The organism is Arthrobacter sp. Soil761 (assembly GCF_001428325.1).
Classification (GTDB): domain Bacteria; phylum Actinomycetota; class Actinomycetes; order Actinomycetales; family Micrococcaceae; genus Arthrobacter.
In genome coordinates this window covers 120,143-146,478 of the sequence record NZ_LMSF01000030.1, presented here as the reverse complement: position 1 = coordinate 146,478, position 26,336 = coordinate 120,143, and the positions used below count along the sequence as shown (strand labels likewise).

Annotated in this window: 29 protein-coding genes; 13 read left to right on the top strand and 16 right to left on the bottom strand. The window is 66.9% G+C overall.

All coding sequences use genetic code 11. From position 1 onward, the window contains the following. Positions 1 to 16 precede the first annotated feature (16 nt). The gene (locus ASG79_RS19380; RefSeq protein ID WP_056393396.1) at positions 17 to 793 is read left to right on the top strand and encodes an IclR family transcriptional regulator; all 777 of its coding nucleotides are present in this window, start codon (positions 17 to 19) and stop codon (positions 791 to 793) included. Positions 794 to 800: 7 nt separating this feature from the next. Here ASG79_RS19380 and ASG79_RS19375 read toward each other — a convergent pair whose 3' ends face one another. Together ASG79_RS19375 and ASG79_RS19370 are read right to left on the bottom strand one after the other, a co-directional pair. Then, entirely contained in the window at positions 801 to 1,574 is a 774-nt protein-coding gene (locus tag ASG79_RS19375) for an IclR family transcriptional regulator (protein ID WP_056393394.1), read from the bottom strand. A 153-nt stretch (positions 1,575 to 1,727) separates the two neighbouring features. Continuing rightward, positions 1,728 to 3,173: an amino acid permease gene (locus ASG79_RS19370; protein WP_056393392.1), complete on the bottom strand. Its 1,446-nt coding sequence runs from the start codon at positions 3,171 to 3,173 to the stop codon at positions 1,728 to 1,730. 285 nt (positions 3,174 to 3,458) lie between these two features. On the opposite strand from ASG79_RS19370, the gene ASG79_RS19365 reads away from it, so the two are divergent. Next, positions 3,459 to 4,511 (top strand): homoserine dehydrogenase, encoded by a 1,053-nt coding sequence (locus ASG79_RS19365; protein WP_018771818.1) that lies wholly within the window; start codon positions 3,459 to 3,461, stop codon positions 4,509 to 4,511. Further along, entirely contained in the window at positions 4,504 to 5,922 is a 1,419-nt protein-coding gene (locus tag ASG79_RS19360) for an aldehyde dehydrogenase family protein (RefSeq protein ID WP_056393389.1), read from the top strand. The genes ASG79_RS19365 and ASG79_RS19360 overlap by 8 nt, the downstream gene beginning before the upstream one ends. Here ASG79_RS19360 and ASG79_RS19355 read toward each other — a convergent pair. After that, positions 5,906 to 6,421, bottom strand: coding sequence for an Lrp/AsnC family transcriptional regulator (locus ASG79_RS19355; RefSeq protein ID WP_056393387.1), 516 nt, complete (start codon positions 6,419 to 6,421; stop codon positions 5,906 to 5,908). The genes ASG79_RS19360 and ASG79_RS19355 overlap by 17 nt on opposite strands. 125 nt (positions 6,422 to 6,546) lie before the next feature. On the opposite strand from ASG79_RS19355, the gene ASG79_RS19350 reads away from it, so the two are divergent. Together ASG79_RS19350 and rlmC are read left to right on the top strand one after the other, a co-directional pair. Further along, positions 6,547 to 7,182: an HAD hydrolase-like protein gene (locus ASG79_RS19350; RefSeq protein WP_235509874.1), complete on the top strand. Its 636-nt coding sequence runs from the start codon at positions 6,547 to 6,549 to the stop codon at positions 7,180 to 7,182. 100 nt (positions 7,183 to 7,282) lie between these two features. Continuing rightward, a complete protein-coding gene (gene rlmC, locus ASG79_RS19345; protein WP_056393383.1) occupies positions 7,283 to 8,410 on the top strand; it encodes a 23S rRNA (uracil(747)-C(5))-methyltransferase RlmC in 1,128 nt (375 codons plus the stop codon). Between the two features lie 12 nt (positions 8,411 to 8,422). Here rlmC and ASG79_RS19340 read toward each other — a convergent pair whose 3' ends face one another. Further along, positions 8,423 to 9,046: an FMN-binding negative transcriptional regulator gene (locus ASG79_RS19340; protein WP_056393589.1), complete on the bottom strand. Its 624-nt coding sequence runs from the start codon at positions 9,044 to 9,046 to the stop codon at positions 8,423 to 8,425. Between the two features lie 19 nt (positions 9,047 to 9,065). Beyond that, positions 9,066 to 9,992 (bottom strand): DMT family transporter, encoded by a 927-nt coding sequence (locus tag ASG79_RS19335; protein ID WP_056393382.1) that lies wholly within the window; start codon positions 9,990 to 9,992, stop codon positions 9,066 to 9,068. Here ASG79_RS19335 and ASG79_RS19330 point away from each other — a divergent pair. Both ASG79_RS19330 and ASG79_RS19325 read left to right on the top strand, forming a co-directional pair. Next, the gene (locus tag ASG79_RS19330; protein WP_056393380.1) at positions 9,991 to 11,400 is read left to right on the top strand and encodes a PLP-dependent aminotransferase family protein; all 1,410 of its coding nucleotides are present in this window, start codon (positions 9,991 to 9,993) and stop codon (positions 11,398 to 11,400) included. The genes ASG79_RS19335 and ASG79_RS19330 overlap by 2 nt on opposite strands. 131 nt (positions 11,401 to 11,531) lie before the next feature. Further along, positions 11,532 to 12,299 (top strand): hypothetical protein, encoded by a 768-nt coding sequence (locus tag ASG79_RS19325; protein WP_134164597.1) that lies wholly within the window; start codon positions 11,532 to 11,534, stop codon positions 12,297 to 12,299. On the opposite strand, the gene ASG79_RS19320 is transcribed toward ASG79_RS19325, so the two are convergent. The 4 genes from ASG79_RS19320 to ASG79_RS19305 form a co-directional block, all read right to left on the bottom strand. Further along, the gene (locus ASG79_RS19320; protein WP_056393378.1) at positions 12,296 to 13,126 is read right to left on the bottom strand and encodes an SDR family NAD(P)-dependent oxidoreductase; all 831 of its coding nucleotides are present in this window, start codon (positions 13,124 to 13,126) and stop codon (positions 12,296 to 12,298) included. The genes ASG79_RS19325 and ASG79_RS19320 overlap by 4 nt on opposite strands. Before the next feature lie 199 nt (positions 13,127 to 13,325). Next, positions 13,326 to 13,853, bottom strand: a complete 528-nt coding sequence (locus ASG79_RS19315; protein ID WP_056393377.1) for a hypothetical protein — start codon at positions 13,851 to 13,853, stop codon at positions 13,326 to 13,328. 454 nt (positions 13,854 to 14,307) lie between these two features. Beyond that, on the bottom strand, positions 14,308 to 15,711 hold the full coding sequence (locus ASG79_RS19310) for a GntP family permease (protein WP_056393375.1): 1,404 nt from the start codon (positions 15,709 to 15,711) through the stop codon (positions 14,308 to 14,310). A 35-nt stretch (positions 15,712 to 15,746) separates the two neighbouring features. Continuing rightward, positions 15,747 to 16,292 (bottom strand): gluconokinase, encoded by a 546-nt coding sequence (locus ASG79_RS19305; protein WP_056393373.1) that lies wholly within the window; start codon positions 16,290 to 16,292, stop codon positions 15,747 to 15,749. Positions 16,293 to 16,484: 192 nt separating this feature from the next. Between ASG79_RS19305 and ASG79_RS19300 the strand changes: the two genes are divergently transcribed. Further along, entirely contained in the window at positions 16,485 to 17,219 is a 735-nt protein-coding gene (locus tag ASG79_RS19300) for a FadR/GntR family transcriptional regulator (RefSeq protein WP_200953196.1), read from the top strand. 57 nt (positions 17,220 to 17,276) lie between these two features. Here the strand turns inward: ASG79_RS19300 and ASG79_RS19295 are convergent, their stop codons facing one another. The 6 genes from ASG79_RS19295 to ASG79_RS19270 form a co-directional block, all read right to left on the bottom strand. Beyond that, on the bottom strand, positions 17,277 to 18,233 hold the full coding sequence (locus tag ASG79_RS19295; protein ID WP_018771832.1) for a plastocyanin/azurin family copper-binding protein: 957 nt from the start codon (positions 18,231 to 18,233) through the stop codon (positions 17,277 to 17,279). Between the two features lie 439 nt (positions 18,234 to 18,672). Next, complete coding sequence (locus tag ASG79_RS19290; protein WP_009372930.1) at positions 18,673 to 18,876, bottom strand: cold-shock protein; 204 nt, start codon at positions 18,874 to 18,876, stop codon at positions 18,673 to 18,675. Positions 18,877 to 19,077: 201 nt separating this feature from the next. Next, on the bottom strand, positions 19,078 to 19,425 hold the full coding sequence (locus ASG79_RS19285; protein WP_056393369.1) for a PRC-barrel domain-containing protein: 348 nt from the start codon (positions 19,423 to 19,425) through the stop codon (positions 19,078 to 19,080). Continuing rightward, the gene (locus ASG79_RS19280) at positions 19,412 to 19,822 is read right to left on the bottom strand and encodes a hypothetical protein (RefSeq protein WP_056393368.1); all 411 of its coding nucleotides are present in this window, start codon (positions 19,820 to 19,822) and stop codon (positions 19,412 to 19,414) included. The genes ASG79_RS19285 and ASG79_RS19280 overlap by 14 nt, the downstream gene beginning before the upstream one ends. Beyond that, the gene (locus ASG79_RS19275; RefSeq protein ID WP_056393367.1) at positions 19,819 to 21,045 is read right to left on the bottom strand and encodes an Nramp family divalent metal transporter; all 1,227 of its coding nucleotides are present in this window, start codon (positions 21,043 to 21,045) and stop codon (positions 19,819 to 19,821) included. Before ASG79_RS19275 ends, ASG79_RS19280 begins: the two co-directional genes overlap by 4 nt. A gap of 10 nt (positions 21,046 to 21,055) precedes the next feature. Further along, positions 21,056 to 21,595: a hypothetical protein gene (locus ASG79_RS19270; RefSeq protein ID WP_156400243.1), complete on the bottom strand. Its 540-nt coding sequence runs from the start codon at positions 21,593 to 21,595 to the stop codon at positions 21,056 to 21,058. 192 nt (positions 21,596 to 21,787) lie between these two features. Here ASG79_RS19270 and ASG79_RS19265 point away from each other — a divergent pair, with 192 nt between their 5' ends. From ASG79_RS19265 to ASG79_RS19255, 3 genes are read left to right on the top strand one after another with little or no spacing between them, the layout of a single operon-like run. Next, positions 21,788 to 22,189, top strand: coding sequence for a TfoX/Sxy family protein (locus ASG79_RS19265; RefSeq protein ID WP_056393363.1), 402 nt, complete (start codon positions 21,788 to 21,790; stop codon positions 22,187 to 22,189). Between the two features lie 2 nt (positions 22,190 to 22,191). After that, a complete protein-coding gene (locus ASG79_RS19260; RefSeq protein WP_056393361.1) occupies positions 22,192 to 23,457 on the top strand; it encodes a flavin-containing monooxygenase in 1,266 nt (421 codons plus the stop codon). A 24-nt stretch (positions 23,458 to 23,481) separates the two neighbouring features. Continuing rightward, positions 23,482 to 24,246, top strand: coding sequence for an alpha/beta fold hydrolase (locus ASG79_RS19255; RefSeq protein ID WP_056393359.1), 765 nt, complete (start codon positions 23,482 to 23,484; stop codon positions 24,244 to 24,246). A gap of 46 nt (positions 24,247 to 24,292) precedes the next feature. Here ASG79_RS19255 and ASG79_RS19250 read toward each other — a convergent pair whose 3' ends face one another. Then, entirely contained in the window at positions 24,293 to 25,000 is a 708-nt protein-coding gene (locus ASG79_RS19250; RefSeq protein WP_056393356.1) for a hypothetical protein, read from the bottom strand. Positions 25,001 to 25,406: 406 nt separating this feature from the next. On the opposite strand from ASG79_RS19250, the gene ASG79_RS19245 reads away from it, so the two are divergent. Continuing rightward, complete coding sequence (locus tag ASG79_RS19245) at positions 25,407 to 25,967, top strand: hypothetical protein (RefSeq protein ID WP_056393354.1); 561 nt, start codon at positions 25,407 to 25,409, stop codon at positions 25,965 to 25,967. Between the two features lie 13 nt (positions 25,968 to 25,980). Further along, complete coding sequence (locus tag ASG79_RS19240; protein WP_235509873.1) at positions 25,981 to 26,307, top strand: hypothetical protein; 327 nt, start codon at positions 25,981 to 25,983, stop codon at positions 26,305 to 26,307. The last annotated feature ends 29 nt before the right edge of the window (positions 26,308 to 26,336 follow it).

The window sequence follows — 26,336 nt, the reverse complement described above, 5'->3', positions numbered from 1 at the left end:
CCTCTAGACTCGGACCATGTCGAGGACTTCAAGCATGGGACGTGGCGTCATGGCCGTCCTGGCGGCCGGGGAACGCCACCTGCGTGGCCTCCCCGGCGGCACGGTTGCAGAGATCGCTGCGGACCTGGGCAGGGACCGAAGCCAGGTTTCCAGAAGCCTGCGGACAGCTGAACAGGAAGGTTTCCTGCGGAGAACCCCCGAACGCACCTTCGCCCTGGACTGGAGCGTCCTGACCGACGCCCTCCTGCTGACCCGGCGCCGGCTGGCAACCGACGGGACCGCCGCCCTGGAACGCCTTTCGAGGGAGACTGATGAGGGGTGCTTCCTGGGGGTCCTCAGCGGCAGGAGCACCGTAACGGTGGGCGAAAGCGTCCCGGCGAGCAGCCGGCTGGTGGGCTCGTGGCTGGGCCGGCCCTACCCTGCCTACTGCAGCGACGCCGGGCAGGCACTTTTGTGGGAGACTCCGGACGATGAGGTCCGCAAAATCTTCGCGGGCGTCCAGTTCCAGCAGCACGGCCCGAACACCCCCGCGGACGTCGAGGATTTCCTGGCACGGCTCAGGGACGCACGGGTCCGCGGCTACTCCATCGTCGACGAGGAAGCGGAGCCCGGGCTCTACTCACTGGCCGTACCCATCAGGGATTTCAGGGGCGACGTGGTGGCGGCCCTGCAGGTGGTGGGCCTGAAGGGCCGCCTTGAACCCAGCCGGTCCCGGCACGCCGAAGCGCTCGTCCGCCAGGGCCGCTGGCTGGAAGGCATGCTGGGATGGCGGTCTCCGGACAGCAACCCCTAAGGGCCGCCTACCCCTCCGGCCCGGGATGGACCGAACCGAGCCTTGCCGCGGCCTCCGCGAGCACATCCGCCAATTCCCCTGCGCGGGGTCCAACGTCCGGCTGCCCGCCCAGCACACTCAGCGAAGCGACGATCCCACCGCCCGGATCCCGGACAGGCACGGCCACCTCCACGATGCCGTGTTCGAATTCCTCCGTGGCGACAACGAAACCATGGGGCTTGTCTTTGGCCATGAGTTCCCAGGCCTCCGCGCTGGAATGCGGGGCGCCGGGACCACCGACGCCGACAAAGTTCACGTTGGAAAGCAAAGCTTCAAACCCGCGCCGCTTATGGTCCCACAACAGCGCCCTGCCCGATCCGGTACACCACACAGGCGTCACCATGCCGGGCTGGACGAAGCTGCCCGCCTGCGAATCGTTGCTGGACGCCAGGAGCAGGATGACCCGGTAGCCGTCGCGGACCGAGACCCGGGCGCGCAGCCCGGTAGTGGCCACCAGCGCCTCCAGTTCCGCCGCCGCATGCCGGATCCACCCCGTATTGAGGGTGGCGGCAAGGCCGAAGAAGCCCGTCCCTACGCGGAACGGGCCGCGTTCGCGGCGCTCCAGCAGGCCAAGCTCACAAAGCTCCTGGGTCAAACGGGAGACGCGGCTTTGGTCCATGTCCAGCTCGGCGGCCAACTGGGAGACACCCATAAGCTGCTTCCCCGTCTTTTCCCGGTCAATGACCAGGCGCACTATCCGCAATCCCTGCGCCAGCGACGCCGCCTCCGGGGAGTTATCCACCCTGCTGCTCCTTCCGACCGGCAACCAGCCTATCCTCACACGTTGCGGCACCGCCCAACGGGAAACACCAATCAGCCGGAAGCAACGCAGTCCCGGGCACGGCGATGGCCTGGCGCGGACGTTCGGCCGTCCGCGCCAGGCCATGGAAACGGTTCAGCCCTGCGCCGTCTTTTCGGCTGCGGCCCGGCGCCCGTGCCTGATGTGGAAGTAACCGTAGCAGGCGGCGACGAAAGGAATCCCAAAGTACAGCGCCGCCACTTGGGCCGGATCGAAAGCGATGCCGACCAGTGAGACTGTGCAGAGAGTGAATGCCAGGACCGGGACCAGTGGGAAGAGCGGCGCGCGGTAGGACAAGGTGGACACGTCCCCGCCGTTCCGGACAAAAGACCGCCGGTGGAAGAAATGCGAGGCGGTGATGGACATCCAGACTCCCACCACTGCGAAGCCCGCTACCGATACCAGCACCAGGTACACGGTTTCCGGAGCAACCACGCTGCTGATGAGTGAGGCCAGCCCTCCGAGCATGCTCACCGAGAGCGCGGTCATGGGAATGCCGCGCTTAGTCAGCTTCTTAAGCGCCCGGGGTGCGTGGCCTTCGTCGGCCAGGGAGTACAGCATCCTGGCGCACGAGAACAGGCCACTGTTGCCTGCAGACAGCAGCGCCGTGATGATGACGAAGTTCATCAGATCGGCGGCAAAGGGAACACCCGTCGCCGTGAACACCGTCACGAACGGGCTTTCGTCGAGCCCAACTTCCTGGTACGGGATCGTGGCGGCGATGACGGTGATGGCTCCGACGAAGAACACCAGGAGGCGGATGACCGTACTGCGCATCGCTTTGGGAATGCTGGTGGCGGGATCCTTCGTCTCCCCTGCGGCGACGCCGATCAGTTCAGAGCCTGAGAAGGCATAGAAGACTGCGAGCGCCGTCACCAGAACGCCGGTGAAACCGTTGGGAAACAGCCCTCCCTCGGGGTTGAAGTTTTCGAACAGGAAGGGATGGTTGCCCGATGCGCTGAGCGGGTGGAGGCCCAGGAGGGCTGCCCCGCCCAGGACGATGAGCCCGATGATGGCGCCCACTTTGATGATGGCGAACCAGAATTCCGACTCACCGAAGAACTTGGATGACACGGCGTTGAGGCCGAACAACGTTGCGGCGAAGATCAGGCACCAGACCCAGACATCAACGCCCGGGAACCAGCGCTGCATCAGCAGGCCCGAGGCTGTGAACTCCGATCCGATGGCGACCGCCCAGCACAGCCAGTAGAGCCAGGCGGTGGCGAATCCCGTGGCGGGACCAATGGACCGGGAAGCATAGATATGGAACGCACCGGAGACGGGGTAGGCGATGGCGAGCTCCCCCAAGCAGGCCATGACCAGGTAAACCACGAAGGCACCGACGAGGTAGGCGAGAACGGCACCCAGCGGGCCGGCCTGGGAAATGGTGTAACCCGAGCTGAGGAACAGTCCGGAACCAATCACGCCGCCCATGGCGATCATGACAAGGTGCCGGGGCCCCATGGAGCGGCGGAGCCCTGATTCCGTTGACGGCGGTGCGTCCGGCTCCGGCTTGAGGGTGAGGGGGGTCGAAGATTCCAAGTGGTGCCTCCAGTGGGGGATGGTCGGAAGGACGGCCGCGGTTCGGGTGCCGGTCCATGAAAGCTTTAAGCGCGTCGACAGTGACGAAAGTAACACAAACTGGCATTTTTAGTCATCAAAATCATATTCAAATGCGAATGTTGCACCTTTATTGCTGTTACTCCGTATGTCGATTTGCCCTTCAGATGGTCGTTTCGCCTCCCCGGCGGAGCGTTTGGACATGCCTCAACGGACACCGGGTGGGCACAGGATGGGAGCAACAACAACCACCTCAAGGGAGTAGCAATGACCACCTACGACATCGCGCTGATCGGGTTCGGCGGCGTCAACCGGACCCTGGCCGAACTGATTGCCACCAGAGGGGATGCGCTTGGCCGCACCCTCGGCTTTGACCTGCGGGTGGTTGCCATTACGGACCTTGGGCTGGGTTCCCTGGTCCAGGACGGGGGGATCGATCTTGACATGGCCTTGGGCCTGGATCCCGCCGTCGCGACATTTGCAGCGTACGGCGGGTCAGCGGACCCGGACAACGAGCGCGTGATCCGGACCTGCTCCGCAGGGATTATTTGCGAAGCAACGTTCACCAACCCTGCAGACGGCGAGCCTGCGGCTTCACACGTTCGCTGGGCGCTGGAGTCGGGAAAGAGTGTCTGCACCACCAACAAGGGTCCGGTCGCCCTGCATGGCCAGGAGTTGAGCCGGCTCGCGAAGCTTAAAGGGCTGCATTTCGAATTCGAAGGCGCGGTGATGAGCGGGACACCCGTCATCCGTTTGGCCAAACAACTGTTCCCCGGACTGGCGCTCAATGGCTTCGAGGGCATCCTCAATGGCACCAGCAACTATGTCCTGGGCAGGATGGAAGAGGGCCTCAGCTTTGAGGAATCGGTCCTCGAAGCCCAGAGCCGGGGGTACGCAGAGGCAGATCCCACGGCCGACATCGAGGGCCACGACGTCCAACTGAAAGTCCTGATCCTGGCCAATGAGCTGCTGGGGGCGGACATCACGCTGGCGGATGTGCAGCGCCAAGGGATGTCAACGCTGTCGCCCGAGGACATCAGGCGCGCCAGGAACGAGGGGCGGCGGTGGAAACTGGTGGGCTCCGCGCGGCGGAACCTGGATGGAAGCATCAGTGCCGGAGTTGCCCCCGTGGCGCTCCCCCTGGCCCACGGCCTCGCCGGGGTTTCGGGTGCCAACAATGCAGTGTCGTTCAACACCGATCTCCTCGGCCCGGTGACGGTGTCCGGACCCGGGGCCGGGCGGGTGGAGACAGCGTACGCCCTGCTGTCCGACATCATCGCCATGCACGCCGCACGGAACCAGGTGGCTGCAGATGCGTGAATCAACCCTTGCACCGCTGGATCACGCAACGGCCGCGATCCGGGAGGTGCTCAGCCCCTACGACGGCCGGGTGGTGGGAGCCGTGGCCCTGACCACGGCGGAGTCCGTGGACGCGATTATCCGGGCTGCCAGGTCCGGGGCGGCGCAGGCACGCGCATTGTCCCGCCATGCCCGGGGGAAGCTGCTGGACGCGGCTGCCGCACTAATCGACGCGCGCCACGCGGAATTCGCCCAGACCATCACAGCCGAGAGCGGCAAAACCATCCGCCAGGCACGAAAGGAGGTGCTGCGGGCAGTCAACACCCTGCGCCTGTCCGCCGCGGAGGCACGCCGGAACGCCGGCGAGATCATTCCCTTTGACTCCTATGAAGGCTCCGAGGACCGCATGGGGTGGTACGCACGGGAACCGCTGGGCATCATTGCGGCCATCACCCCGTACAACGACCCCCTTAATCTGGTGGCACACAAGGTGGGCCCGGCAATCGCCGGAGGCAACGCCGTCATCCTCAAGCCGTCCGCGCTGACGCCCCTGTCCGCGCAACTGCTTGCCGAAGTCTTCGCCGAAGCTGGCCTGCCTGCCGGCGTCCTCACAGTGGTCCACGGGGACAGGGACGTGGCGGAGGCGATCGTGCGGAGCCGGGAGGTCCGCATGGTGTCCTTCACCGGCGGATTCACGGCCGGCGAGGCCATTGCCAGGACCGCAGGCCTGAAGAAGCTGTCCATGGACCTTGGCGGGAACGCCCCGGTCATCGTCATGGATGATGCCGACTTGGATGCTGCCGTTTCAGCCTGCGTCTCCGGAGCCTTCTGGGCAGCCGGACAGAACTGCGTGGGGGTTCAGCGCATCCTCGTGGCCGCCTCCCGCTACCACGAGTTCCGTCGGCGCTTCCTGCAGGAGGCGTCGCGGCTGGTGGCGGGCGACCCCGCCGAGGAAGCCACCGACGTCGGTCCCATGATCAGTCCCGCCGCCGTGGATCAGCTCCAGGCCAAGATTGAGGCGGCGGTTGCCTCCGGCGCCGTGGTCCTCGCCGGCAACACCAGGGTAAACAACGTGCTGCATCCGACGGTCCTGGAGAGAGTGCCCGCCGGCAGCAGGCTGTGGACGGAGGAGGTGTTCGGGCCGGTCGTCATGCTGTACCCCTTCACAACCTTCGACGAAGCCGTGGGGACCGCCAACGCCATCGACTTCAGCCTTCACGCCGGGATCTTCACCGGCTCGCTGGACACGGCCCTGGACGCCGCGGGCCGCATCGACGCAGGCGGCGTCATGGTCAACGACTCATCGGACTACCGCTTCGACGGCATGCCGTTCGGGGGATCCAAGTATGGCGGCCTGGGCCGCGAAGGGGTCCGGTTCGCCTATGAGGAGATGACCCAGCCGAAAGTGGTATGCGTCAAGCGCCAGGGCTGATCACCGGAAGCGGAGCCTGGTCGAGAGCGTTTCCCGGCTGGGCCGGCTTCGCTGCCGCATCCCGCCGGATGTAGTTGGAAAGGGTCATCGCCGTCACGGTGTCCGTCACGCCGGGCGTGGCCGCTATCTGCTCCCAGATCTCCCGGATGCGTTCAAGCGACCGTGCTTCCACCCGCACCAGCAGGTCGAAGTCGCCGCTGACCACATCGCACAGGACCACCTCCGGGATCGATTGCAGCACGGCGATGACGTCCGATCCGCGCACCCTGTCCTTCCGGTAGACCATCAGGAAAGCAGAGACTGTGCCGTGCCCCGGGGCGCCGGTCACCACGGTGTAGCCCTGGATGTAACCCTGCCGTTCCATCCTGTCGATGCGTTGCCGGACCGCATTGCGGGACAGCATCACCTTTGCAGCCAGCTCCGCGTGGCTGACCCGGGCATTGCGGGTCAGCTCCGCCAGGATGCCCTGGTCGATCCGGTCAAGACTCGCCCGATCCATGTTTCACCCTTCACCGCATGACTTCACAACAGCAGACACGAGTCGGCCCGGCTCCAGAACGAAAGCACACAGAGATGATACTTCGGCAGCAGCCGCTGCAGAGTCAGCGGAGAGCCTTCAGCTGCGTGCTGTTGGACATGGACGGGACGCTGCTGGATTCGGCGGCAGGCGTGACGGCGAGCGCCGCCCGGGCGCTTGCCGCCGTGGGGGCCGCTGTGCCACCGGCCGGGGACCTGGTCCGGCTGGTGGGGCCGCCCATGCTTGAGTCCTTCCGCGAGCACCTGGGACACGATGAGGTCCTTGCCCGGCTGGCGCTGCGGCATTACCGGAAGGCTTACGCGGATCACGGTGCACACCAGTCCGTTCCATACACCGGGATCAGGGAACTGCTGGAACAGCTCCATCGTGCGGGCGTACCCATGGCGGTTGCCACCTCGAAGGCCGAAGACCAGGCGCTCCGGATGGCCCGCCTGTTTGGGATGGACCATTACTTCTCCGTCGTCTGCGGCGCATCGGACCAGGAAGCCAGGTGGAGCAAGGCAGATGTCATTGCCGAAGTGCTGGACAGGCTGAAGGCAGCCAAGGTGGATGTCTCTGCCCCGCTCATGGTGGGTGACCGCAGCTACGACGTGGCCGGGGCAGCCGTCCACGGTATTCCCACCGTCTTCGCCGGTTGGGGCTACGGCTCTGCAGGGGAAGAAGCAGGAGCCGCCTTCGTTGCGCCCTTCCCGGATGGGGTGCTGCCGGTTGCGCTGCCCTGACGGTACAGCCCTGAAAGGTACGACGCCGGCACTCCCCCAAGTGCCGGCGTCGGACCTGCACGTCGTGGCGGGGAAGGCAACCGGGTAAACTTGTCCGGTCATGCGCTGTTCCTACTTTGATGCCGGCACCTGCCGCTCCTGCACCCACATGGGCGTGCCCTACGGTGAGCAACTGGCCGGCAAACAGCTGCACTGCCAGACCCTCCTGTCCGGTCACACCGAACTCGAATGGCTGCCGCCGGTGGCCAGCCAGGAGTCCGGCTTCCGCAACAAGGCCAAGATGGTGATCGGCGGGACCGCGCAGAATCCCACCATCGGGATCCTGGACGCCGATGGGCATGGCGTGGACCTGCGCAAGTGCGGCGTCTGCTCACCCGGCCTGCTCGCCTGTTTCCCCGTGCTGGCGAATTTCATCCGCCGGGTCCGCCTGACGCCCTATGACGTTCCCCGCCGGACCGGTGAACTCAAGCACGTCATCCTCACCGAGTCGCCGGACGGCGAGGTCATGCTCCGGCTGGTCCTGCGCTCGGACCAGGTGGTGCCGCGCATCCGGAAGCACCTCCCGGACCTTCTGGCCGCCCTGCCGCAGGTGAAGGTGGTCTCGGTCAACGTGCACCCGGAACACAAGGCCGTGCTGGAAGGCGACCGGGAGATCCTGCTGACCGGCCAGTCCACCCTGAACATGCGGGTCAACGACATCAACCTGCACCTCCGCCCGCAAAGCTTCTTCCAGACCAACAGTGAGATGGCCGCGGCCCTGTACCGCCAGGGACGCGAGTGGGTCAACGAACTGGCGCCGGCCTCGGTGTGGGACCTGTACTGCGGCGTGGGCGGGTTCGCCCTGCACAGCGCCGCACCGGCCCGCACCGTCACGGGCATCGAAACCAGCAGCGAAGCGATCGTGTCCGCCCGCCTCAGCAGTGACGAGGCAGGCCTGGAGGGTCTGGAGTTCCAGGCCGGCGACGCCACCGCGTTTGCCCTGGCCAGCAAGCAGTCGCCGGACCTGGTGATCGTGAACCCGCCCCGGCGCGGCATCGGCAAGGAGCTCTGCGGCTGGCTGGAAGCCTCGGACGTGCAGCACGTTGTGTACTCCAGCTGCAACGCGCAGTCGCTGGCCCGGGACCTGGCCGCGCTCCCGTCGTTCACCGCCCGGCGTGCCCGCGTCCTGGACATGTTCCCGCAGACCACGCACTACGAGGTGATGGTGCTGCTGGAACGGGCGGCTTAGGGCCCATAGGCGTCAGTTCCGGCGCGCGCGTTCGACGGCGGCCGCGCCGGCTTCACGCCCCCCGGCCCGAAGACCCGCTGCCACTCCTTCAGCGTCGGCGTCGGAGCGGTTCTGGCTCAGTTTTTCCTTCGCCTCGATCCGGCTGATCACCAGCTCCACGCCCACGATCGCCCGCAGTTGCCCGGCAATGAACTTCTCCGGCGCGTCGTCCACGGCCCAGGGGTCTGCCCGGCCGTCCTCGTGCAGTCCGGTCAGGTGCCGGACGTGCCGTGCCAGCCAGCCGGCGTCGTCATGGATAACCAGCTCGCCGTACACGTGCGCGGTGCTGTAGTTCCAAGTGGGGACCACCCGCCCGTGCTCGGCCTTGGCGGCGTACCACGACGGCGAGATGTAGTCGTCGGGGCCCTGGATGATGGCCAGCGCCTCGCCGGCCGGCGCGGTGGACCACTGCGGGTTGGTGCGCGCCATGTGGGCCTGCAGCGCGCCGCGCTCCCCCACCGCCGGGTTGAAGGCGAAGGGCAGCAGTGTTGCCAGCAGGCCGTGGTCCGTCATGGTCACCAGGTTGGCGGCGCCGGGAGTCGTGAGGAGGTGCCGGACGGCATCGGGGCCGGCAGCAAAGTGGGCGGGAATGTACATGGGAAGTCCTTTCAGCAGTTCAGGGGGCCGGTTTGAGCCGGACGCGGACGGCCGCAGCGGCACAGAGGATCACGGCGAGGGCGCCGATCAGGGTGGTCCAGGTGAGCGCCTCCCCCAGCAGCAGCGCGGCCCAGCCGATGCTGAGGACGGGCTGGAGCAGCTGGATCTGGCTCACCTGCGCCATGGGGCCAATGGCCAGCCCCCGGTACCAGGCGAAGAAGCCCAGGAACATGCTGACCACGGCGAGGTAGGCGAAGGCAGCCCATTGGACGGGTGTGGCCGACGGCGGCTGGTCCAGGACCGACACTACGGCGAGGACCAGCATGGCCGGCGCGGCAAGGACCAGCGCCCAGGCGATGGTCTGCCACGAGCCCAGCGTGCGCGCCAGCAGGCCGCCCTCCGCGTACCCCACCGCGGCGCAGGCCACGGCTCCGAGCAGCAGGAGGTCCGCCCAGTGCAGGTGCCCCACGCCGCCTGACTGGAGGAAGGCGAAGGAGATGGCGGCCAGCGAGCCGAGCGCCATCACCACCCAGAAGGCGGCCGGGGGCCGCTCAGCGGCGCGCAGGACCGCCACCGTTGCGGTGGCGGCCGGCAGGAGGGCGATGACCACGGCTCCATGTCCCGCCGGTACGGCAGTGAGGGCATAGGACGTCAGCAGCGGAAAGCCGACGACGACGCCGCCCGCCACGAGCGACAGGCGCAGCCAGGTGCGGGGCGGGGGCAACCGCTGGCGGGTGATGGCAAGTGCTGCGATGGCGAGGGCAGCGGCCACGACGGCGCGGCCGGAACCGATGAGCAGCGGCGGGATGCCTGCCACGGCCACGCGGGTGAACGGAACGGTGAAGGAGAAGGCCGCCACGCCGAGCAGGCCCCACCAGATTCCCGTGGCCTTACGCGGCGATATCACTGGGCGATTCAGGACAGTAGCGCTACTATGTTCTTTCATGAATAACGATAGCAGTTCGCGGATCGTTGCGGCACTCCGGCAATGGGTCGGCGGCGCGGCTCCGGGGGCCCGGCTGCCGTCCACCCGGCAGCTCGTTGCCGAGTACCAGGCCAGCCCGGTGACAGTGCAGAAGGCGCTGCAGGCGCTGACCGCCCAGGGGCTGATTGAAAGCCGGCCCGGCGTTGGAACGTTCGTGCGTGCCGTGCGCACCGCCCGTCCGTCGGACTATGGCTGGCAGACGGCTGCGCTGCGGTCGCCGTCGTCCCCGCTGCCGTCGTCGTCGGGCACCATGCGCAACGTTCCCGGCGATGCCATCTGGTTCCATTCCGGCTACCCGGACCGCGAACTGCTGCCGGAACGGCTGGTCCGCGCCGCGCTGGCCCGGGCTGCCCGGGGCGACGCCGCACTGTCGCGGCCGCCGGCGGCGGGCATGCCGGAGCTGCAGCAATGGTTCGCGCAGGAACTGGGGTCGGCCACCCCGGTGGGAACCACGCCCCCCACCCCGAATGATGTGGTTGTGCTGCCCGGAAGCCAGAGCGGGCTCAGCTCCATCTTCCGTGCGCTGGTGGGCGCGGGACAGCCGCTGCTGATGGAGTCGCCGTCGTACTGGGGCGCCATCCTTGCCGCCGCGCAGACCGGGGTGCGGGTGGTTCCGGTGCCCACCGGCCCGGACGGGCCGGATCCCGCGGACGTGGACCGCGCCTTTGCCGAGACCGGGGCGCGGGCGTTCTACGTGCAGCCCAACTATTCGAATCCCACGGGCGGGCAGTGGGCGGCAGGGCGCGGCGACGAGATCCTGGACGTGGCCCGCCGGCACGGCGCCTTCCTGGTGGAGGACGACTGGGCACACGATTTCGGCATCACCTCCGACCCCGTTCCGCTGGCAACCCGCGATGATTCCGGGCACGTAGTGTACATCAGGTCCCTGACCAAGAGCGTGTCCACCGCCATCCGGATTGCTGCCGTGATCGTCCGGGGACCGGCGCGCGAACGCATCCTGGGCCAGCGCGCCGCCGAGTCGATGTACGTCAGCGGGCTCCTGCAGGCCGCCGCGCTGGACGTGGTGACGCAACCCGGGTGGCAGACCCACCTGCGGAGCCTCCGGCAGCAGCTCCAGTCACGCCGCGACCTGCTGGCCACCAGCATCCGGGAGCACCTCCCCCAGGCGCACCTCGATGTCCTGCCGAAGGGCGGCCTGAACCTGTGGCTGCGCCTGCCCGACGCCACGGATCTGCCGCGCCTGGTGCGGGACTGCGAGGATGCCGGCGTGATCATAGCCGCCGGCACGGAGTGGTTCCCGGCCGAACCCGCCGGAGCCTTCATCCGGCTCAACTACTCGGGTCCGAATCCGGGCGCCTACCCGGAGGGTGCGCGGCTGATCGGTGGGGCGCTGGCCAGGCAGGGCTGACCTCCGCACAACCGGGAGCTTCAAGGTTGGTGCAGGAATACATCAAGATTTGCGCTTAAACCGTTCCGGCCATCCCGGCGTAGCTACGCTGGCCGTGCACATCGCATCCAGCACACGCACTTGGGGGAACCATGCCTGCCGTCCAACGCTTTTCCGCGCCCCGCACCCGCCGTCGGGAACCCGCGCTGACCCCAGGAGCCGCCGGGCGGAAGGGCCCGCACAAGGTACTGGGCGCCGGGGCCGCCGCCGTCGTGCTTCTGCTGACCGGGTGCGGTGCACCCCAGGCCTCCCTGAGCGCCGCTGCCGGACCCGCCAGCGAATCCGCCACCGCAACGCCCATTGCCGGTACGCCGTGCACCGCCGCAAACGGGCAGCAGGTTTCGGCCGGCACCACCTACGTCTGTACCAAGGACGGGTCGGGCAGGCTGGTGTGGCTGGAAGCCGCGGAGTCCAAGCGCGTCACGGAGAAGCTGGCAGCCGCTGCCGCAGCGAAGGCGGCCGCCGACCAGGCCGCGGCGGAAAAGGCAGCCGCCGAGAAGGCGGCAGCTGACAAAGCCGCTGCCGACAAGGCCGCCGCTGACGCGGCCGCCGCCCGGCAGGCCGCCGAGGCGAAGGCGGCGCAGGATGCTGCGGCAGCAAAGGCCGCCGCCGAAGCAGCCGCGAAGGCGGCAGCGCCGCCCGCTCCCGTTGCGCCTCCGGCCCCTGTTGCCCCGGCCGTTCCGGGCACCAATCCCGGCTGCGACCCGAACTACTCAGGGTGCGTCCCCATTGCCTCGGACGTGGACTGCGCCGGCGGAAGCGGCAACGGACCGGCGTACGTCAGCGGCCCCCTCCAGGTTATTGGCAGGGACATCTACGGGCTGGACGCCGACCACGACGGCGTTGCCTGTGAGCGTTAGGGCTGGACGAAGGCCTTGACCAGCTCATCACTCTTGTCCCACAGCCCGCGCGCCAGTTCGGCGTCGTAGGCCTGCGGGTTGGCCTTGGCCAGGGCCCGCTTGGCGTAGTAGGCCCCGGAGATCCAGTCCGTGCCGGGGGTGCCGTTGATGAGCCACAGCATGGTGTCGGCACCCTGGTCCGGGCTGAGCATGAAGCGGTTCAGCAGGGTCTTGTAGGCATGCCGGAAGTGGCTGGTGGAATCTGCCGCGAAGTTGGTGCGGACAACGCCGGGGTGGAACGCCGCCGTCGTGATTCCCCGGTCATGGAAGCGGCGGTGCAGCTCGGACGTGAAGAGGATGTTGGCGAGCTTGCCCGTCCCGTAGGCGCGGTAGGTGCGGTACCCCTGCTCAGCCTTGAGGTCGAAGAGGTCCATCTTTCCCGAGTAGTTTGCGGCGCTGGCGGTGTTGATGATCTTCGCGTTGCTGGCCGCCAGCGTGTCCATCAGCAGGGTGGTGAGCAGGAACGGCGCCAGGTGGTTGACCTGGAACGTCAGTTCGTTCCCGTCCACCGTGAGCGTTCGCTTGCCCATCATGCCGCCGGCGTTGTTCGCCAGGACGTCAATGCGGGGGTACTTTTCCTCAAGTTCCGTGGCCAGGGTCCGGACCTGCGAAAGGTCGGCGAAGTCGGCGAGGTAAAAGTCTGCACCTATCTCCTCCGCCAGGGCGCGGGTCTTTTCAGCGGAACGGCCGACGACGACCACCTGCTCCCCCGCCTTTGCCAGTGTCCGGGCGGCCGCAGCGCCGATGCCGTCGCTGGCGCCGGTGATCACGATGGTGCGAGGAGTCAAGGGGTGTCCTTCGGTTGGCGGGTGGCGCGCATGGAATGCACGCCATGGGGAACAACGACGGCGGGGCGGCCGGTGTTCCCGCCAGGGGCGGACCTGACGCATAAAGGGGCCCGGACGCGTTCCGCTCCGCAGGGAACTGGACTGGGTCCGGGCCCAATTTATTATGGGGGTGCCGATGGGCACCCTGCCGAATTACGCCTTAGCAGGAAAGTGCTACTGTCCCGGTGAGCCCGTTCGGGTCGGTAGCGGTGCAGCGGAAGATCACTGTACCTACCGGTTGCTCGATCACGAGCGTGATGGACGTGACGGTCAGAACCGGGTTGATGCCTTTCCAGTTGCTGTTCGGGCATCCCGCTTCAGCCGCAGTGACCTCGTTCTTGGCGGTCAGGTCGACCGGGTTGGTCACGAGGGTCAGGTTACCGTTCTTGATCGCCGAACTATCGATGAAGGTGGGTTCGCTGACAGGCCCTTCCAGGACCTTGTTCTGACCCGGGGCAACGTTGCCGCCCTGGTTCTGGCACTGGTAGACGGCGAAACCGGAAACGGTGACCGTGGCCTTGAGATCGGAATTTCCGAGGCCCGCGAGCACGGCGCGACAAGTGGTGGTGGATGTTGACCCGTTGGCGGTCACGGTACAGACCGGTTCGCCGCCTTTTTTGAAGTGTGGACTGGCGGCTTGGGCGGAAAGCCCGGTCGTGAACACGATGACGATTGCTGCGAACAGCATGAACAGTGGTCGGAGATAAGATCTCATGATTGCCTCTAGGGTGGCGGTCCGTCTCCGAATGATCATCGAAGGCGGGACTTTAGTTGATGGCCATCGGACTCTTCGCTGATGGCGAGATGAGCCGCTCTGTTGACCCCCAGCTACCATGGGCAAAGCCCTGCGCCCCGCGTTACGCGGGGTCCCCGAAACGGCAACAGCAGCATCCTTAGGCCCTGCATGGATCTGCAATTGCAGCTAAAGGATACTGCCCTCGGCGGACAGCGTCCATGGCCCGGACTCCCCTACAATCCCCCTTTTTTGGCGGATATTTCCCCTGTTAAGCCACTCGGATGGCCACCCGAAGCAAGCGCATTCGATTCAGGCTCCCGCCAGCTTCTCGCCTGAATGCAAGAAGCGCCAGCCTCCGGTCAGAGGCATCTGACCGGAGGCTGGCGCCACGTGTTTGGTGGGTTGCTTAGCCCCCTATACCGGCCACCATGAAGATGACCGCGGCGACGGCGAAGCCCATCACGCCGATCAGCGTTTCCATCACGGTCCAGGTCTTCAGGGTGGTCTTGACGTCCATGCCGAAGAAGCGGCCAACCAGCCAGAAGCCGGAGTCGTTGACGTGTGAGACCACCACTGAGCCCGCAGCCACGGCGATGACCAGCGCCGCCACCTGCATGCCGGTCAGCCCCGCGGTGGCCACTGCCGGGGCGATGAGGCCCGCGGTGGTGGTCAATGCGACGGTGGCCGAACCCTGGGCGATGCGCAGGATGGCGGAGATGAGGAAGCCGGCCAGGATCAGCGGGATGCCCAGGTTGCCCAGGACAGAAGCCAGCGCCGCGCCGATGCCCGAGGTGCGCAGGACGCCGCCGAACATGCCGCCGGCGCCGGTAATAAGGATGACAGAGCAGACCGGGCCCAGCGAGGACTCAAGCAGCTTCTCCAGGGCACCGGCGTGGGTTCCGCGGCGGGCTCCGAGGACATACATGGCCACCAGCACGGCGATCAGCAGCGCCACCGGCGTTTCACCCACGGTGCGAAGGAGCTGGAACCACTGTTCCTTCTTCACGGCGTCGGACAGCACGCCGGAGGAGGCCAGGGTGTTCAGGCCGGTGTTGAGGAAGATCAGGACCAGTGGCAGGAGCAGCAGGCCAATGATGGTGCGGAACCGGGGCGGGTGGGACTCGGCCTCCGCGCTGGCGTGGCCCAGGATTTCCGGCACGGGCAGGACCAGCTTCTTGCCGGTCCAGATGCCATACAGGTAGGCCGTGACGTACCAGGTGGGAATGGCGGTGATGAGGCCGGCGATCAGCACCAGGCCGATGTTGGCGTCAAAGAATGCAGCGGCCGAGACCGGCCCCGGGTGCGGCGGCAGGAAGATGTGCATGACCGAGAACGCGCCGGCGGCCGGAAGCCCATACCGCAGCACGCCGCCGCCAAGTCGGTGGGCTACGGCGAAGACGACGGGCAGCATGACCACCAGGCCGGCGTCGAAGAAGATGGGGAAGCCGAAGATCAGGGAGGCCAGGCCCAGGGCGAACGGTGCCCGTTTCTCGCCAAAGACGCCGATCAGGTAATCGGCCAGGACTTTGGCGCCGCCGCTGGTTTCCACGATGCGGCCGAGCATGGCGCCGAGGCCGACGAGCAGTGCCACGGTGCCCAGGGTGGTGCCGAAGCCGTTGATCAGGACCGGAACCACCTGGTTGGCGGGGATTCCGGTGGCGAAGGCGGTGGCGAGGCTGATGAGGATCAGTGCCACCAGCGCGTGCATCTTCAGCCGGATGATGAGGAACAGCAGCACAAGAATTGCCGCCGCGGCGATGAGCAGCAGGGGGCCTGCACCCATCGTCTGGGTCCATCCTTCGATGGTCATGGTTCTCCTTTGAAACAGGGTTGGGGACTACGGGGTCAGGACGCTTTGGGCGCCTGGCCGGCGGGGAGGTTCAGGGCCCGGACGACGGCGGCGACCAGCTCTTCGGGTGAGTGCGAGATATCGAGGCGGAGGCTGCCGGCGTCGAGCTCTTCCTGGCTGAGCGGTTCTAGGGTGGCCAGCTGGCTGGGCAGCAGGGCGGGCGGCATGAAGTGGCCCACCCGGCCCTGCATCCGCTGGCTGATCAGGTCCGCGCCGCCGTCGAGGTGGAGGAAGATGACACGGCCTTCGGCGCCGGCGAGCAGCTCCCGGTAGCCGCGCTTGAGCGCGGAGCAGGTGAGGACGGTGCTCTTGCCGGCGGCGGCCTGCGCGGTCATCCAGCTGCGGATCTCATCGAGCCAGGGCCAGCGGTCCTCGTCCTGGAGCGGAATCCCCTGGCTCATCTTGGTGATGTTCGCTTCTGGATGGAACTCATCCGCTTCGGCGCAGGCCCATCCCAGCTGCTGGGACAGGGCGGCCGCCAGGGTGGATTTGCCGGAACCGGCAACGCCCATGACCACCAGGTGCGTGGCTGGATACTGCATGTCATACCTCCGGAGAAGACGTCTTTGGCTTTCGAAGAAGCTCGCTGCGGGTCCGGTGTTCATCGGACCAAGCGATAAGGTATCACCTTTTTAAGCAATAGATACTATCTATTCGTGTCACAAGTCATACCTTTGGCGGTTAGGGGGCTATTCTTGAGGGGCGCACCGGCGCGTAAGGGAACGGGGAAAAGAATGTCGACGGCGACAGTCCAGGACGGCGATGAAGTGCACGACGGCGGGCCTGCCCCAGCCACGCAGGGCCGGGTTATTGAGGCAGTGGGCGTAGCCATAGCCTCCGGGAAGCTGGCCCCGGGCACCCGCCTCACCCTTGAAGGGCTGCAGCACGACTACGGCATCTCCCGGACCGTTGCCCGGGACACCATGAAGGTCCTGGAATCGATGAACCTGGTCTATTCGCGGCGTCGCGTGGGCATCGTGGTGCAGGAATCTTCCCTGTGGAATGTGTTTGACCCCAACCTGGTGCGCTGGCGGCTGGCCTCGGACCGGCGGGACCTGCAGTACAGCAGCCTGACCGAGCTGCGCATCGCCGTCGAACCCATCGCGGCCGCCGGGGCGGCACGCCGGGCCAGCGCAGCAGAACGTGCCCAGCTCGTGGCCCTGGCCGCTGACCTCCGCAAGCTGGGCGAGGCTGGTGATCTTCAGGCCTTCCTGGCCGCCGACATCGCTTTCCACCAGCTGCTGCTGCGAAGCTGCGGCAATGAAATGTTCCGTGCGCTGGAAGGAATGATCGCGGAGGTCCTGACCAGCCGGACCCGGCAGGGGCTTATGCCGTTCAAGCCGAGGAACGAGGCGCTGAAGGCGCACGAGGACGTGGCCTCAGCCGTGGCCGGCGGTGACACGGCGGAGGCTGAACGGGCCATGCACCACATCCTCGATGAGGTGCGGGAGGCCATGGGCCTGCACTGACCCGGAAAACGCAGGTCCGGCCGGGGCAACCGCCTCGGCCGGACCATGTAGCCGGCGTTAGTCGACCACTCTCACCTTGCCCACCATGCCCATGTAGTCATGGAGTGCGCAGATGTACTCGAACGTTCCTTCGGACTTGAACGTTACTTCGAATGTGCCGCCACCGGGCGGGATGATGCCCGAACTAAGGTCGCCGCCGGTGAAATGCTCCGGGTCGCCGGACGGGGCGAAAATGTTCGCCGGTTCAGTGCCGAAGGTGACCGTGTGGGGTGCGCCCATGCCGTCATTGACGAACTCCACCGTCTCGCCCACGTGCACCGTCACGGTGGGCCGCACGAACCGCATGACCATGGCCACGCCGTCGTCACCGCCTGCCATCACCTTGTGGTTGGATGCCTCCTGTGCCAGGGATGCGTCCAGTTGGTGCCCGTCCCGGAGGATGGCCCGCTCCTGCGCCCGTGATGCCTTGTCGTAGTCAGCCTGGCTGTACGGGTAGTCGGTGCCCCGGTCGCGCACGTGCACGGTCCCCTTCATCATCGTGCCGTGGACCAGGCAGTAGTAGGTGAAGTTTCCTTCCCGGGGGAAGGACAGGGTGTAGCTCCTTGCATCCGGGAAGCCAGGGACGTCCACGTTGGCCAGGATGCCGGAGTTGTAGTACGACTTTCCGTCGTAATAATCCTTTCCGCGCTTCTGCAGCTCATCGTCGCTGAACGGATTGAACGGCTGCAGCGACTGGCCTGCCGCCAGGAACGTCACGGTATGTATTTCTGCGGAGTTTGCCTGCCAGGTGATGGTGTCCCGCTCATTGATGTAGATCTCTGAGGGAAGGAAGGCCATCCCCTGGATCTCCTGGTCGCTGGACTCAGAGCCCACCTGTACCTGCCAGGTCCGGTGGCCCCCTCCGTCGGCTGACGCGGGGCCGGCTGCAGCCAGGGAGGCGAGCAATGCGACAGCGAATGCCACAATCAATGCCAGCTTGTTGGATCTCGGTTTGATTCCCCGATAGTGCTTCATGGCGATGCTTTCTTGAACGGCGATCTGTTAAATGCCGATTTGCAGCTGCGGCCGATTCAAACCCATTGCATGACTGGCCCAACCGGCCACTGTTTTTTCGGAGTGAAGGTGCCGGCTGCCGATGCCGGGGAGCGCGGGCAGCCAGTGCCGGCCGGTGATCGGGGCCGGATATGCACCACCCCAACTGGTGCCGCGCAGGTTCAATTCTCTTCCCAGCCAAGGCGCTGGTTCCGCACGTCAGAGGCGTGCGCAGTACAAGAGTGCTCCTGCAATTCACATTTGTCGAGACGGTTCTTCCAAGGAGGATGCCCGCCCAACGCTCAACCCTGGGGCAGGCCCAACCCGGGGAACTGGCATACATGGGTTAAACAAAAAGCAGGGCCTGCCGATAAACGGCAGGCCCTGCTTGGAAACCTAACGGTCCCGGAACTCTAAGGAATTAGAGAGCCTGGATGTTGGTGGCCTGGGGACCCTTGGGGCCCTGCTCGGTGTCGAAGGAAACCTTCTGGTTCTCTTCGAGGGAGCGGAAGCCGTTGGAGTTGATCGCGGAGTAGTGCGCGAAAACGTCCTGCGAGGAGTCGTCCGGGGAAATGAAGCCGAAGCCCTTTTCAGCGTTAAACCATTTGACGGTACCAGTAGCCATTATTTTTGTCCTTCGTGAAGGTGGAGGGAAAATCCCGACTTTCGGGCCCTCCGGCGTGGGGTGTTCAAAAACCGCTACTTCAGAAGAACACGGACTTTCGACCGCGCGTACTGCCTGAACTACCAACTGCATAAACACAACAACAGTCTCAACACTACAGGAGTTTCCGCCCACACCTAATCCCGCATCTGTTGGGCGCCGCTAAACCTGGCCGCCGCCTTCCAACGCCGCGCTGTAGCGGGTGTACCCCGGCCGGAGCCGGACTGAGTGCGGCCCCACCATCGATATGTCCTCCCACAGCACCAAAAACGAGCCGCGGTGCCGCCACCGGAGGATCCGGGCCAGCAGCCAGGGCCGGGTGAGGCCGTTCCGCTCGTAGCCCAGGAACGATGCGACACTGTGCGGGCTGACCACCAGCCCCAGCAGCCGCGGCTCCGCCATCAGCTGGTGCGGGGCTCCGTCCAGCACGAAACGGGCGTCGGCAACGCGGCCCAGCCGTCCGCCGTCGGCATCGTGGACCGGTGTGCCCAGCAGGTCACCGAGGATCATGGCGGCCTCCCGGTATCCGCGCAATGATCTTGTCCCGCACCCACCGTTCCACCCAGCTGGCGTCCAGCGGCTCCCCGCTCACGCCAAGGCGCACCACCACACCCACTTCCGCCACGTCCTTCCACGGGATGCGGATCAGCCGGGACGACGGCGGCCTGCCGCCAAAGATCCGCGTGCCCAGGACCGCGCCGGTCAGCAGGGCGGTGATGGCCGGCGGTGCCGTCCCCGCCGGAATCTCCACGTCCAAATCAGGCCCGCCCACCTCAAGGTCGTCCACGGTGGTGACCGGGACGCCGTCGTGGTCCAGGACCTGCCGGTCCATGAGATGCAGTTGCGCGTCCAGGATGCGGCCGCTTACGCGCGGAACCGGCGGCAAAGGACCGGATGGCGATGTCATGAGCCGGCTCCTGTCACAATCATGAGCGGGATGGCGGCAAGCGAGGCCACCAGGATGATCACCAGGTAAACCATTCCCAGCACGTTCACGGCCCGCCCGTTCACATGCTCGCCCATGTACTGGGGATCATTGGCCACGATGAGGACCGGCAGGTACGTGAGCGGCAGGGCGATGGCGGAGAACACCACCGAGTATTCGGTCACCAGCACCGGGTCCACGCCGGTGGCCAGGACGGCCATGCCCACCAGAAGGCACACCATCATCGACAGGTGGAACCGCGCGGCCTCCGCCGGCCGGCGGAACTTCCCCCAGGACCAGCCAAAAAACTGGGCCAGGGTGTATCCGGACGAGAGGGTGGTCTCCAGGGCGGCGCCGAACGTGGCGGCCACAATGCCCACCAGCACAAACGCCAGCCCGACCTTCCCGGCACCCTCCGCCACGGGCAGGACAACCTGGGACAGCGACGTCACCGAAATACCGGCGGGCAGGAGGACGACGGCGGCGCACCCGGCGATCGCCACGGACAGCAGGCCGCCCAGCGGGAAGCCGACCAGGACGTTGGTGCGCTCCTGCAGCAGGTCCTTCACGGTCCAGCCTTCCTCGACGGCCCCGGAGGAGAAGAAGAAGACCTCATAGGGGGTCATGGCAGCGCCGAACAGCGCGATCGCGTAGTAGCTGTAGGTCCATACCGTTTCCTGCTCCGGCAAGGCCGGCGCCAGCTGCCCGGCGAGCGCACCCCAGTCCGGCTTGAGCAGGAACAGCGCCACCGCAAAGACAATCAGCGTCAGCCCCAGCAGGCCCGTGACGTTCTCCATGATGGAGAACCGCACCCGCCAGATCACCAGCCACACTGCCACCGCGGCCACGGGAATCCACAACAGGTAATACACACTGCTGGCCAATTGCAGGGCCAGGGCCACGCCGCCGATCTCCGCCGTGACCGTCATGAGGTTGATTAGGAACGACGCCGAGAGGTTGGCCAGCCCGGCCCGGGGCCCCAGGCGTTCGCGGATCACTTCGAACGTGGCGCGGCCGGATGCGGCCGCCACCCGGCCGGACATGTTGGCGAAGAGGCAGATGCCCAGTACGCCGACGGCCACCACCCACACCAGCGACAGGCCGAAGCGGGAACCGACAACGGCGTTGGTCACCAGGTCCCCGATGTCCACGAACCCGCCGATGGCGGTGAGGATCCCGAGCGCGACGCCGAGGAGCCGCTTCACGGTTCCGCCCTCATTGTGACCCCACCTTGCCTTCGAGCTGCTTCAGGGCGTCCTGCGCGTCCGCGAGCGCCTTGTCACCGTCCGCGAGGGAGGGGGCGCCGCCGTCGTTCCCTGCCAGGGCGGCGCGCGCCACGGCGAACCCCGCGGCGCAGTGGTCCAGCACGTCCAGTGCCTGCTTCTGGGTTTCGCGGTCCTCCTGCGTTGCCGGCGAGAGGTTGAGGACGGTGTTCCGGCTCCCCTGGACTTCTTTTAGCTCATCGTCGAGGGCGGTGGAGGTGGCGGCGCGGGTCAGCTTGCCGGCCATATCCTGCCGGAGCGCGATCCGGGCTGTGGCCACCGCGGAGGAGCTGTCCTTCACGGCGGTGGCCACCGACTGGCTGGTGCCGCCGCTGCAGCCGGTGAGGAGGGCGAGCGCGGCGAGGGCAACGAACGCGAGCCGGGGCGCGGTGGCGGGACGGTTGGCCGGGCGGCACCGGATTCCTGCAGCCGGGGCGGAGGCCGGCGTGTTCAGCACCGTTGCCTCCAGCCCCCGGGACAATCCCGGATCCATGCGACCTGGCGGGGCAGCCACAAAATAGTTGCCTTGAGCTATATATAGCACTCCGCCGGGAAGTTTGACCTGCTCAGGACGGGATTTATTGCCGGCTGGGCGCATGCATCCCGGACCCTCGACCCCGCCTCCGAATAGGCATATCCTGCATCCAGATCCTGCGGATACACCCTGCCACCGGGAGATGAAGCCATGGAGATGCCCAAAGCCACCGAGGAAGACAAAGAGCGGTTCCGGCGCGTGGTTCCCGACCATCCGGGGGTGGTGGTGAAGCCGATGTTCGGCAACCTTGGCGCGTTCGTCAACGGCAACATGTTCGCCGGGCTGTTCGGTTCCACCATCGGCGTGAAGCTCTCCCCGAAGGACAAGGAGGTGCTGGAGTCGTCCGAGCGGACCGTGCCGTTCGGGCCGGCCGAGCGGCCCATGGGCGGTTACACCGGGCTGCCGGAAATGTGGAATGAAGAGGGCGACGGCGATGACACCCGGGCGCGGGCCTGGGCCGGGAAGGCGCTGGACTACGTCGCGTCCCTGCCGCCCAAAGGGCCCAAGGAACCTAAAGCCCGTGCCTCCAGGACCTCAAGGGCGGCGCAGTAGCCATGTCCGCCCCCGCGGTTTCCCGCCATGAGACCAACACGGTGGTAGTGGGCGCCGGACAGGCAGGCCTGGCCACGAGCTACTGGCTGTCGCAGCGCGGCGTGGAACACCGGATCCTGGAGCAGCGGCCCGCCCTGGGCGGCGCCTGGCAGGACCGGTGGGATTCCTTCTACCTGAACACCCCCAACTTTTCAGTCTCCCTGCCGGGGAAGGCCTACGACGGACCGGAACCGGACGGGTTCATTGCCCGCGACGCCACCATCGACTTCTTCCGCCGCTACGCCCGGGACATCCATGCCCCGGTGGAGCTGGACACGACGGTGACCCGGATCGCCCCGGCGGATGCCGGGTTCACCCTCGAAACGGACCGGGGCACGTGGGCCGCCCGGAACGTGGTGCTGGCCAGCGGCGCCTTCCAGCGCCCACGGACCCCGCCTGCCGCCGTCGGCCTCTCCCCCGGAGTCCTGCAGCTGCACAGCCACGACTACCGCAACCCCGCCCAGCTCCCGGAGGGTGCGGTGCTGGTGGTGGGCACCGGGCAATCGGGCGGCCAGATTACCGAGGACCTGCTGGACGCCGGCCGCACCGTGCACCTGTCCGTGTCCAGCTGCCCGGAGGCGCCCCGGCGGTACCGGGGGCAGGACATCTTCCACTGGATCGTGGAGGTGAACGTCCACGGCCCGGAGTACGGCATCAACGCGCTCCAGGTGGACGGGCTGCCCTCCCCCGCCGGGCGCTTCATGTGCAATCCGCTGCTGTCCGGCAACGACGGCGGCCACAGCGTGCACCTGCGCGAACTGGGACGCCGCGGCGTCCGGCTGCACGGCCGGTTCGAGGGAATCGACGACGGCGTCCTCGTCTTCACCGACGACCTCGCCGAGCGCCTGGCACTGGTTGAGGCAGGGTTCGGGCAGCGGCTGGGGCGGCTGTCCGATGCGTACATCAAGGCTGCCGGGATCGACGCTCCGGAGGCGGACGTGCCGGAGGAAGACCTCTGGCTGCCGGCAGAGCCAGGCGCCCGGCTGGACCTTAAGGCGGAAGGGATCACCTCCATCATCTGGTGCACGGGCTACGCGCTGGACTTCAGCATGCTGGACCTTCCCCTCCTGGACGAGTGGAACTACCCGCGCCACACGAAAGGCGTGACGGAGCACCCGGGCCTGTACGCCGTCGGGCTCCCCTGGCTCACGCGCCATATCTCCGCCACCCTCGTGGGGGCGGGCCCGGACGCCGAGTACGTGACCGGACATCTGGCAGCGCGCGGCTGACCGGCGCCGGCGAAAGACAATGCCATGGAACCGCTCCGCGTGATCCTGCTTCCCGGCAGTGTCCTTCCCGCCGGCCCCGCCTACGGCGCGCTGCTGCAGTTCCTGGGACCCGGAGTGGGCGCCATCGCCAAGGACCTGGAGCTCTACGCCGGGGATACGCCGCCGCCGGGATGGAGCCTGGATGCAGAGGCGGACGGCGTGCTCCGCGAGGCCGACGCCCATGGCTGGGAAACCTTCCACCTGGTGGGGTATTCCGGCGGCGGAGCTGCCGCGTTGGCCCTCGCCGCCTCACATCCCGGACGGCTCCGCAGCCTGGCGCTGCTTGAGCCGGCCTGGGCGGGAAACTGGGACTGGAGCCCTGCCCACACCGAACTGTGGCAGCGTTACGGCCAGTTGTCCGCCCTGCCGCAGGACGAGTTCATGCCGGCCTTCATGAGGCTGCAGGTAAAGCCCGACGCCGTCCTGCCGGCACCGCCGCCCGGCCCGCCGCCGCCGTGGATGGCCAAGCGGCCGGCAGGCATCAACGCCTTCCTCCAGGCGTTCAACACCTATAACCTGGACCGCGGCCGCCTTGCCTCCTTCACGAAACCTGTGCTGTTTGTGCTGGGCGGCATGAGCAGTCCGGACGAGCAGGGCGACAACGCCGCCCGGCTGGCCCGCGTCTTTTCCGATTACCGGCTGGAAGTCTTCCCGGGCCGCCACCATTTCGACCCCCCGCACCGGGCTGAGCCGCAGAGGGTCGCCGCACTTCTGCGTGGGCACTGGACCCGGGCGGAGGCGCTCCTCTGATGGGCCGCATGGGCTCACCGGCCGGCCCACCGGCCCGCTGGGCCCCTTAGCCTGCCCGGGGCCCGGGGCCGTGCGTCTTCTGCCGTCCGTCGCGGTGGGCGACGTAGGCGTAGACCATCAGCGTGATTCCCGCCAGGATCATGATGGCCGGGAAGGCGAAGTCCAGGGAAATGAACACCACCGTGGCCTGGAGCGCAAAGATCAAACCCATGACCGTCAGGACCGCGGCGGGGATCAGCGGCCAACTCATCCTTTCGCTGGGGTGGTCGGCAGCGTGCCCGGAGCTACGGACCGGGACCAGGGAGAGCGCGCCGAAGGTGGCTGCCAGGCCCAGGAACAGGACGGCCGCGGTCGGCATGCCCTGCAGTTCCTGCGGGAGTGCCACGATGACAGCAAGCGTCAACATGACGCCCGCCGGGATCAGGGCCCACCAGTTGGTGCGCTCGCGGAGGAACACGGCGGCGAACCCGCCACCCATGAAGAGGAAGAGGAAAGATGCACCCCATGCGCCGTTGGTGAGCTGCGTGGTGGTGATGACCGCTGCCAGGCCCAGGAACACGGACCCGGGGATGGCCGCCCACCAGTTCTCCCGGCGCTGGACGAACAGGGACAGGAACAAAACCCCTATGGCCGCGAAGATCAGCGGTGCGACAAAAGCTGCCGTGTCCATGACGCCGAGCCGGTCCAGCAGTAAGAGCCCACCCAGCCCAATAAGGACAAGGCCTGCAATGATGCTTGCGTTCGCCGATTTCACCGTGTGCCTCCCGGATCCGGCAGGTGGCCTTACGCCGCCCTGCTGATTTCAGGCTAGGGCCGGCCCCGCAACCGGAAACAGGGCACAAAGCCCCCGCCTTCCATGGGAACCAAGCCTCCAAACCTTCCACGCGGGAATCTGTACCCGTCCTCCCCCATGACGGGACTTTCAGCCCTACATCGGGAGCCCAGACCCTTGGCATCCTTGTAGGGGCGCCGTCCGGGTCCTCAGGTTTGCGAGGCCGGAGTGGCTTTCCCCCTGACGCCCCTCCCTATAGACCCAGTTCCCTTGCACACAGTTCACTTGCACACACTTCCCTTGCCGCTGAGGCATTCCCGCAGTGTCACCGCAGATGATGCCCCCGCAGGCACATGCTGCAAGCTCGCTGCACTTTGAAAGGACCAGCATGCCTGACATCCGCACGCTCCGTCCCGCCCTGAAAACGCCACTGGAGCCCGCGCGGCTGTCGCGGGAGGACGCCTCCCGCCGTCGGGCGATGCTCCTGCATCCTGCCAAGTTCAAACCCTCAACATACCCGGGCAGCGAAGCCGGCGGGAGGGCCGGGGAACTCAGCAACAGGTTCGAATGCCTTCATGCGGACCTGGTGGGCCGCGGTTTGGCGGAGAAGGATGCGCGGACGGAAGTGGCCCGGATTGCGGCCCGGGAGGTTTGGGACGGGTTTGCCGCCCAGCTGCGCCGTCACCGGGCCGCGGGCCGGCAGCTGGACGCAAACGTGCTTGCTGTCGCACTGGCATCAATGCAGGGCATGACGCTCGCGCTGCTCCGGCACCAGGGCGACCTGGGATACGCCATCCGTGCCGTGTCCACCGCCCTCCGCCGCCTCCGCTACAACGGTGGCCTGCTGGAGCGCCTGCACCCGCATGGCAGCCCGGCCTTCACTGACGCAACCATCACCCTCCAGTCATTGGAGGCGTTTCTCGCCCGCCCGCAAACCAAAGCTGCCTGATCAGGGAGGCACCGTGGCAACTTCTGAAGAGTACAGGGCCGTGTACGGTCAGGAAGCGCCTGGCGGCCAGGCCCCAGCGGAAATTGGCGATGGCGGGTGCAACATCATTTTCAAGGACAACGGTGCCGTCGTGGGACGCTGGAGTTCCTGGGAGAAAGCCAGCGTGGCACTCAACCGGCTGCAAAAGCTTTCAGGCTGGCTTGAGTACCGGCTGGAGGAATCGCACCGGTGGGTCAGGGCAAAGGGGGCCGGAGACACCATGAGGTGCTCTGGCTGCAGCGCCCTTCGCCAACTTCAGGAGGCAGCCGGGCCATTGGCTCCCCGTGGCTTCGGCTGGTGACGAATCAGGAACGGACTTTTGGCCCTGCT

Bases quoted from the DNA above. Each gene is read 5' to 3' on its own strand.
- ASG79_RS19280 (WP_056393368.1), bottom strand. From the start codon at position 19,822: ATGACATCGCCATCCGGTCCTTTGCCGCCGGTTCCGCGCGTAAGCGGC.
- ASG79_RS19295 (WP_018771832.1), bottom strand. From the start codon at position 18,233: ATGAAGCACTATCGGGGAATCAAACCGAGATCCAACAAGCTGGCATTG.
- ASG79_RS19380 (WP_056393396.1), top strand. From the start codon at position 17: ATGTCGAGGACTTCAAGCATGGGACGTGGCGTCATGGCCGTCCTGGCG.
- ASG79_RS19245 (WP_056393354.1), top strand. From the start codon at position 25,407: ATGCCTGACATCCGCACGCTCCGTCCCGCCCTGAAAACGCCACTGGAG.
- ASG79_RS19305 (WP_056393373.1), bottom strand. From the start codon at position 16,292: ATGCAGTATCCAGCCACGCACCTGGTGGTCATGGGCGTTGCCGGTTCC.
- ASG79_RS19260 (WP_056393361.1), top strand. From the start codon at position 22,192: ATGTCCGCCCCCGCGGTTTCCCGCCATGAGACCAACACGGTGGTAGTG.
- ASG79_RS19270 (WP_156400243.1), bottom strand. From the start codon at position 21,595: ATGGATCCGGGATTGTCCCGGGGGCTGGAGGCAACGGTGCTGAACACG.
- rlmC (WP_056393383.1), top strand. From the start codon at position 7,283: ATGCGCTGTTCCTACTTTGATGCCGGCACCTGCCGCTCCTGCACCCAC.
- ASG79_RS19360 (WP_056393389.1), top strand. From the start codon at position 4,504: ATGCGTGAATCAACCCTTGCACCGCTGGATCACGCAACGGCCGCGATC.
- ASG79_RS19310 (WP_056393375.1), bottom strand. From the start codon at position 15,711: ATGACCATCGAAGGATGGACCCAGACGATGGGTGCAGGCCCCCTGCTG.
- ASG79_RS19300 (WP_200953196.1), top strand. From the start codon at position 16,485: ATGTCGACGGCGACAGTCCAGGACGGCGATGAAGTGCACGACGGCGGG.
- ASG79_RS19265 (WP_056393363.1), top strand. From the start codon at position 21,788: ATGGAGATGCCCAAAGCCACCGAGGAAGACAAAGAGCGGTTCCGGCGC.
- ASG79_RS19290 (WP_009372930.1), bottom strand. From the start codon at position 18,876: ATGGCTACTGGTACCGTCAAATGGTTTAACGCTGAAAAGGGCTTCGGC.
- ASG79_RS19340 (WP_056393589.1), bottom strand. From the start codon at position 9,046: ATGTACATTCCCGCCCACTTTGCTGCCGGCCCCGATGCCGTCCGGCAC.
- ASG79_RS19255 (WP_056393359.1), top strand. From the start codon at position 23,482: ATGGAACCGCTCCGCGTGATCCTGCTTCCCGGCAGTGTCCTTCCCGCC.
- ASG79_RS19335 (WP_056393382.1), bottom strand. From the start codon at position 9,992: ATGAAAGAACATAGTAGCGCTACTGTCCTGAATCGCCCAGTGATATCG.
- ASG79_RS19285 (WP_056393369.1), bottom strand. From the start codon at position 19,425: ATGATCCTCGGTGACCTGCTGGGCACACCGGTCCACGATGCCGACGGC.
- ASG79_RS19315 (WP_056393377.1), bottom strand. From the start codon at position 13,853: ATGCTGTTCGCAGCAATCGTCATCGTGTTCACGACCGGGCTTTCCGCC.
- ASG79_RS19365 (WP_018771818.1), top strand. From the start codon at position 3,459: ATGACCACCTACGACATCGCGCTGATCGGGTTCGGCGGCGTCAACCGG.
- ASG79_RS19355 (WP_056393387.1), bottom strand. From the start codon at position 6,421: ATGGATCGGGCGAGTCTTGACCGGATCGACCAGGGCATCCTGGCGGAG.
- ASG79_RS19325 (WP_134164597.1), top strand. From the start codon at position 11,532: ATGCCTGCCGTCCAACGCTTTTCCGCGCCCCGCACCCGCCGTCGGGAA.
- ASG79_RS19330 (WP_056393380.1), top strand. From the start codon at position 9,991: ATGAATAACGATAGCAGTTCGCGGATCGTTGCGGCACTCCGGCAATGG.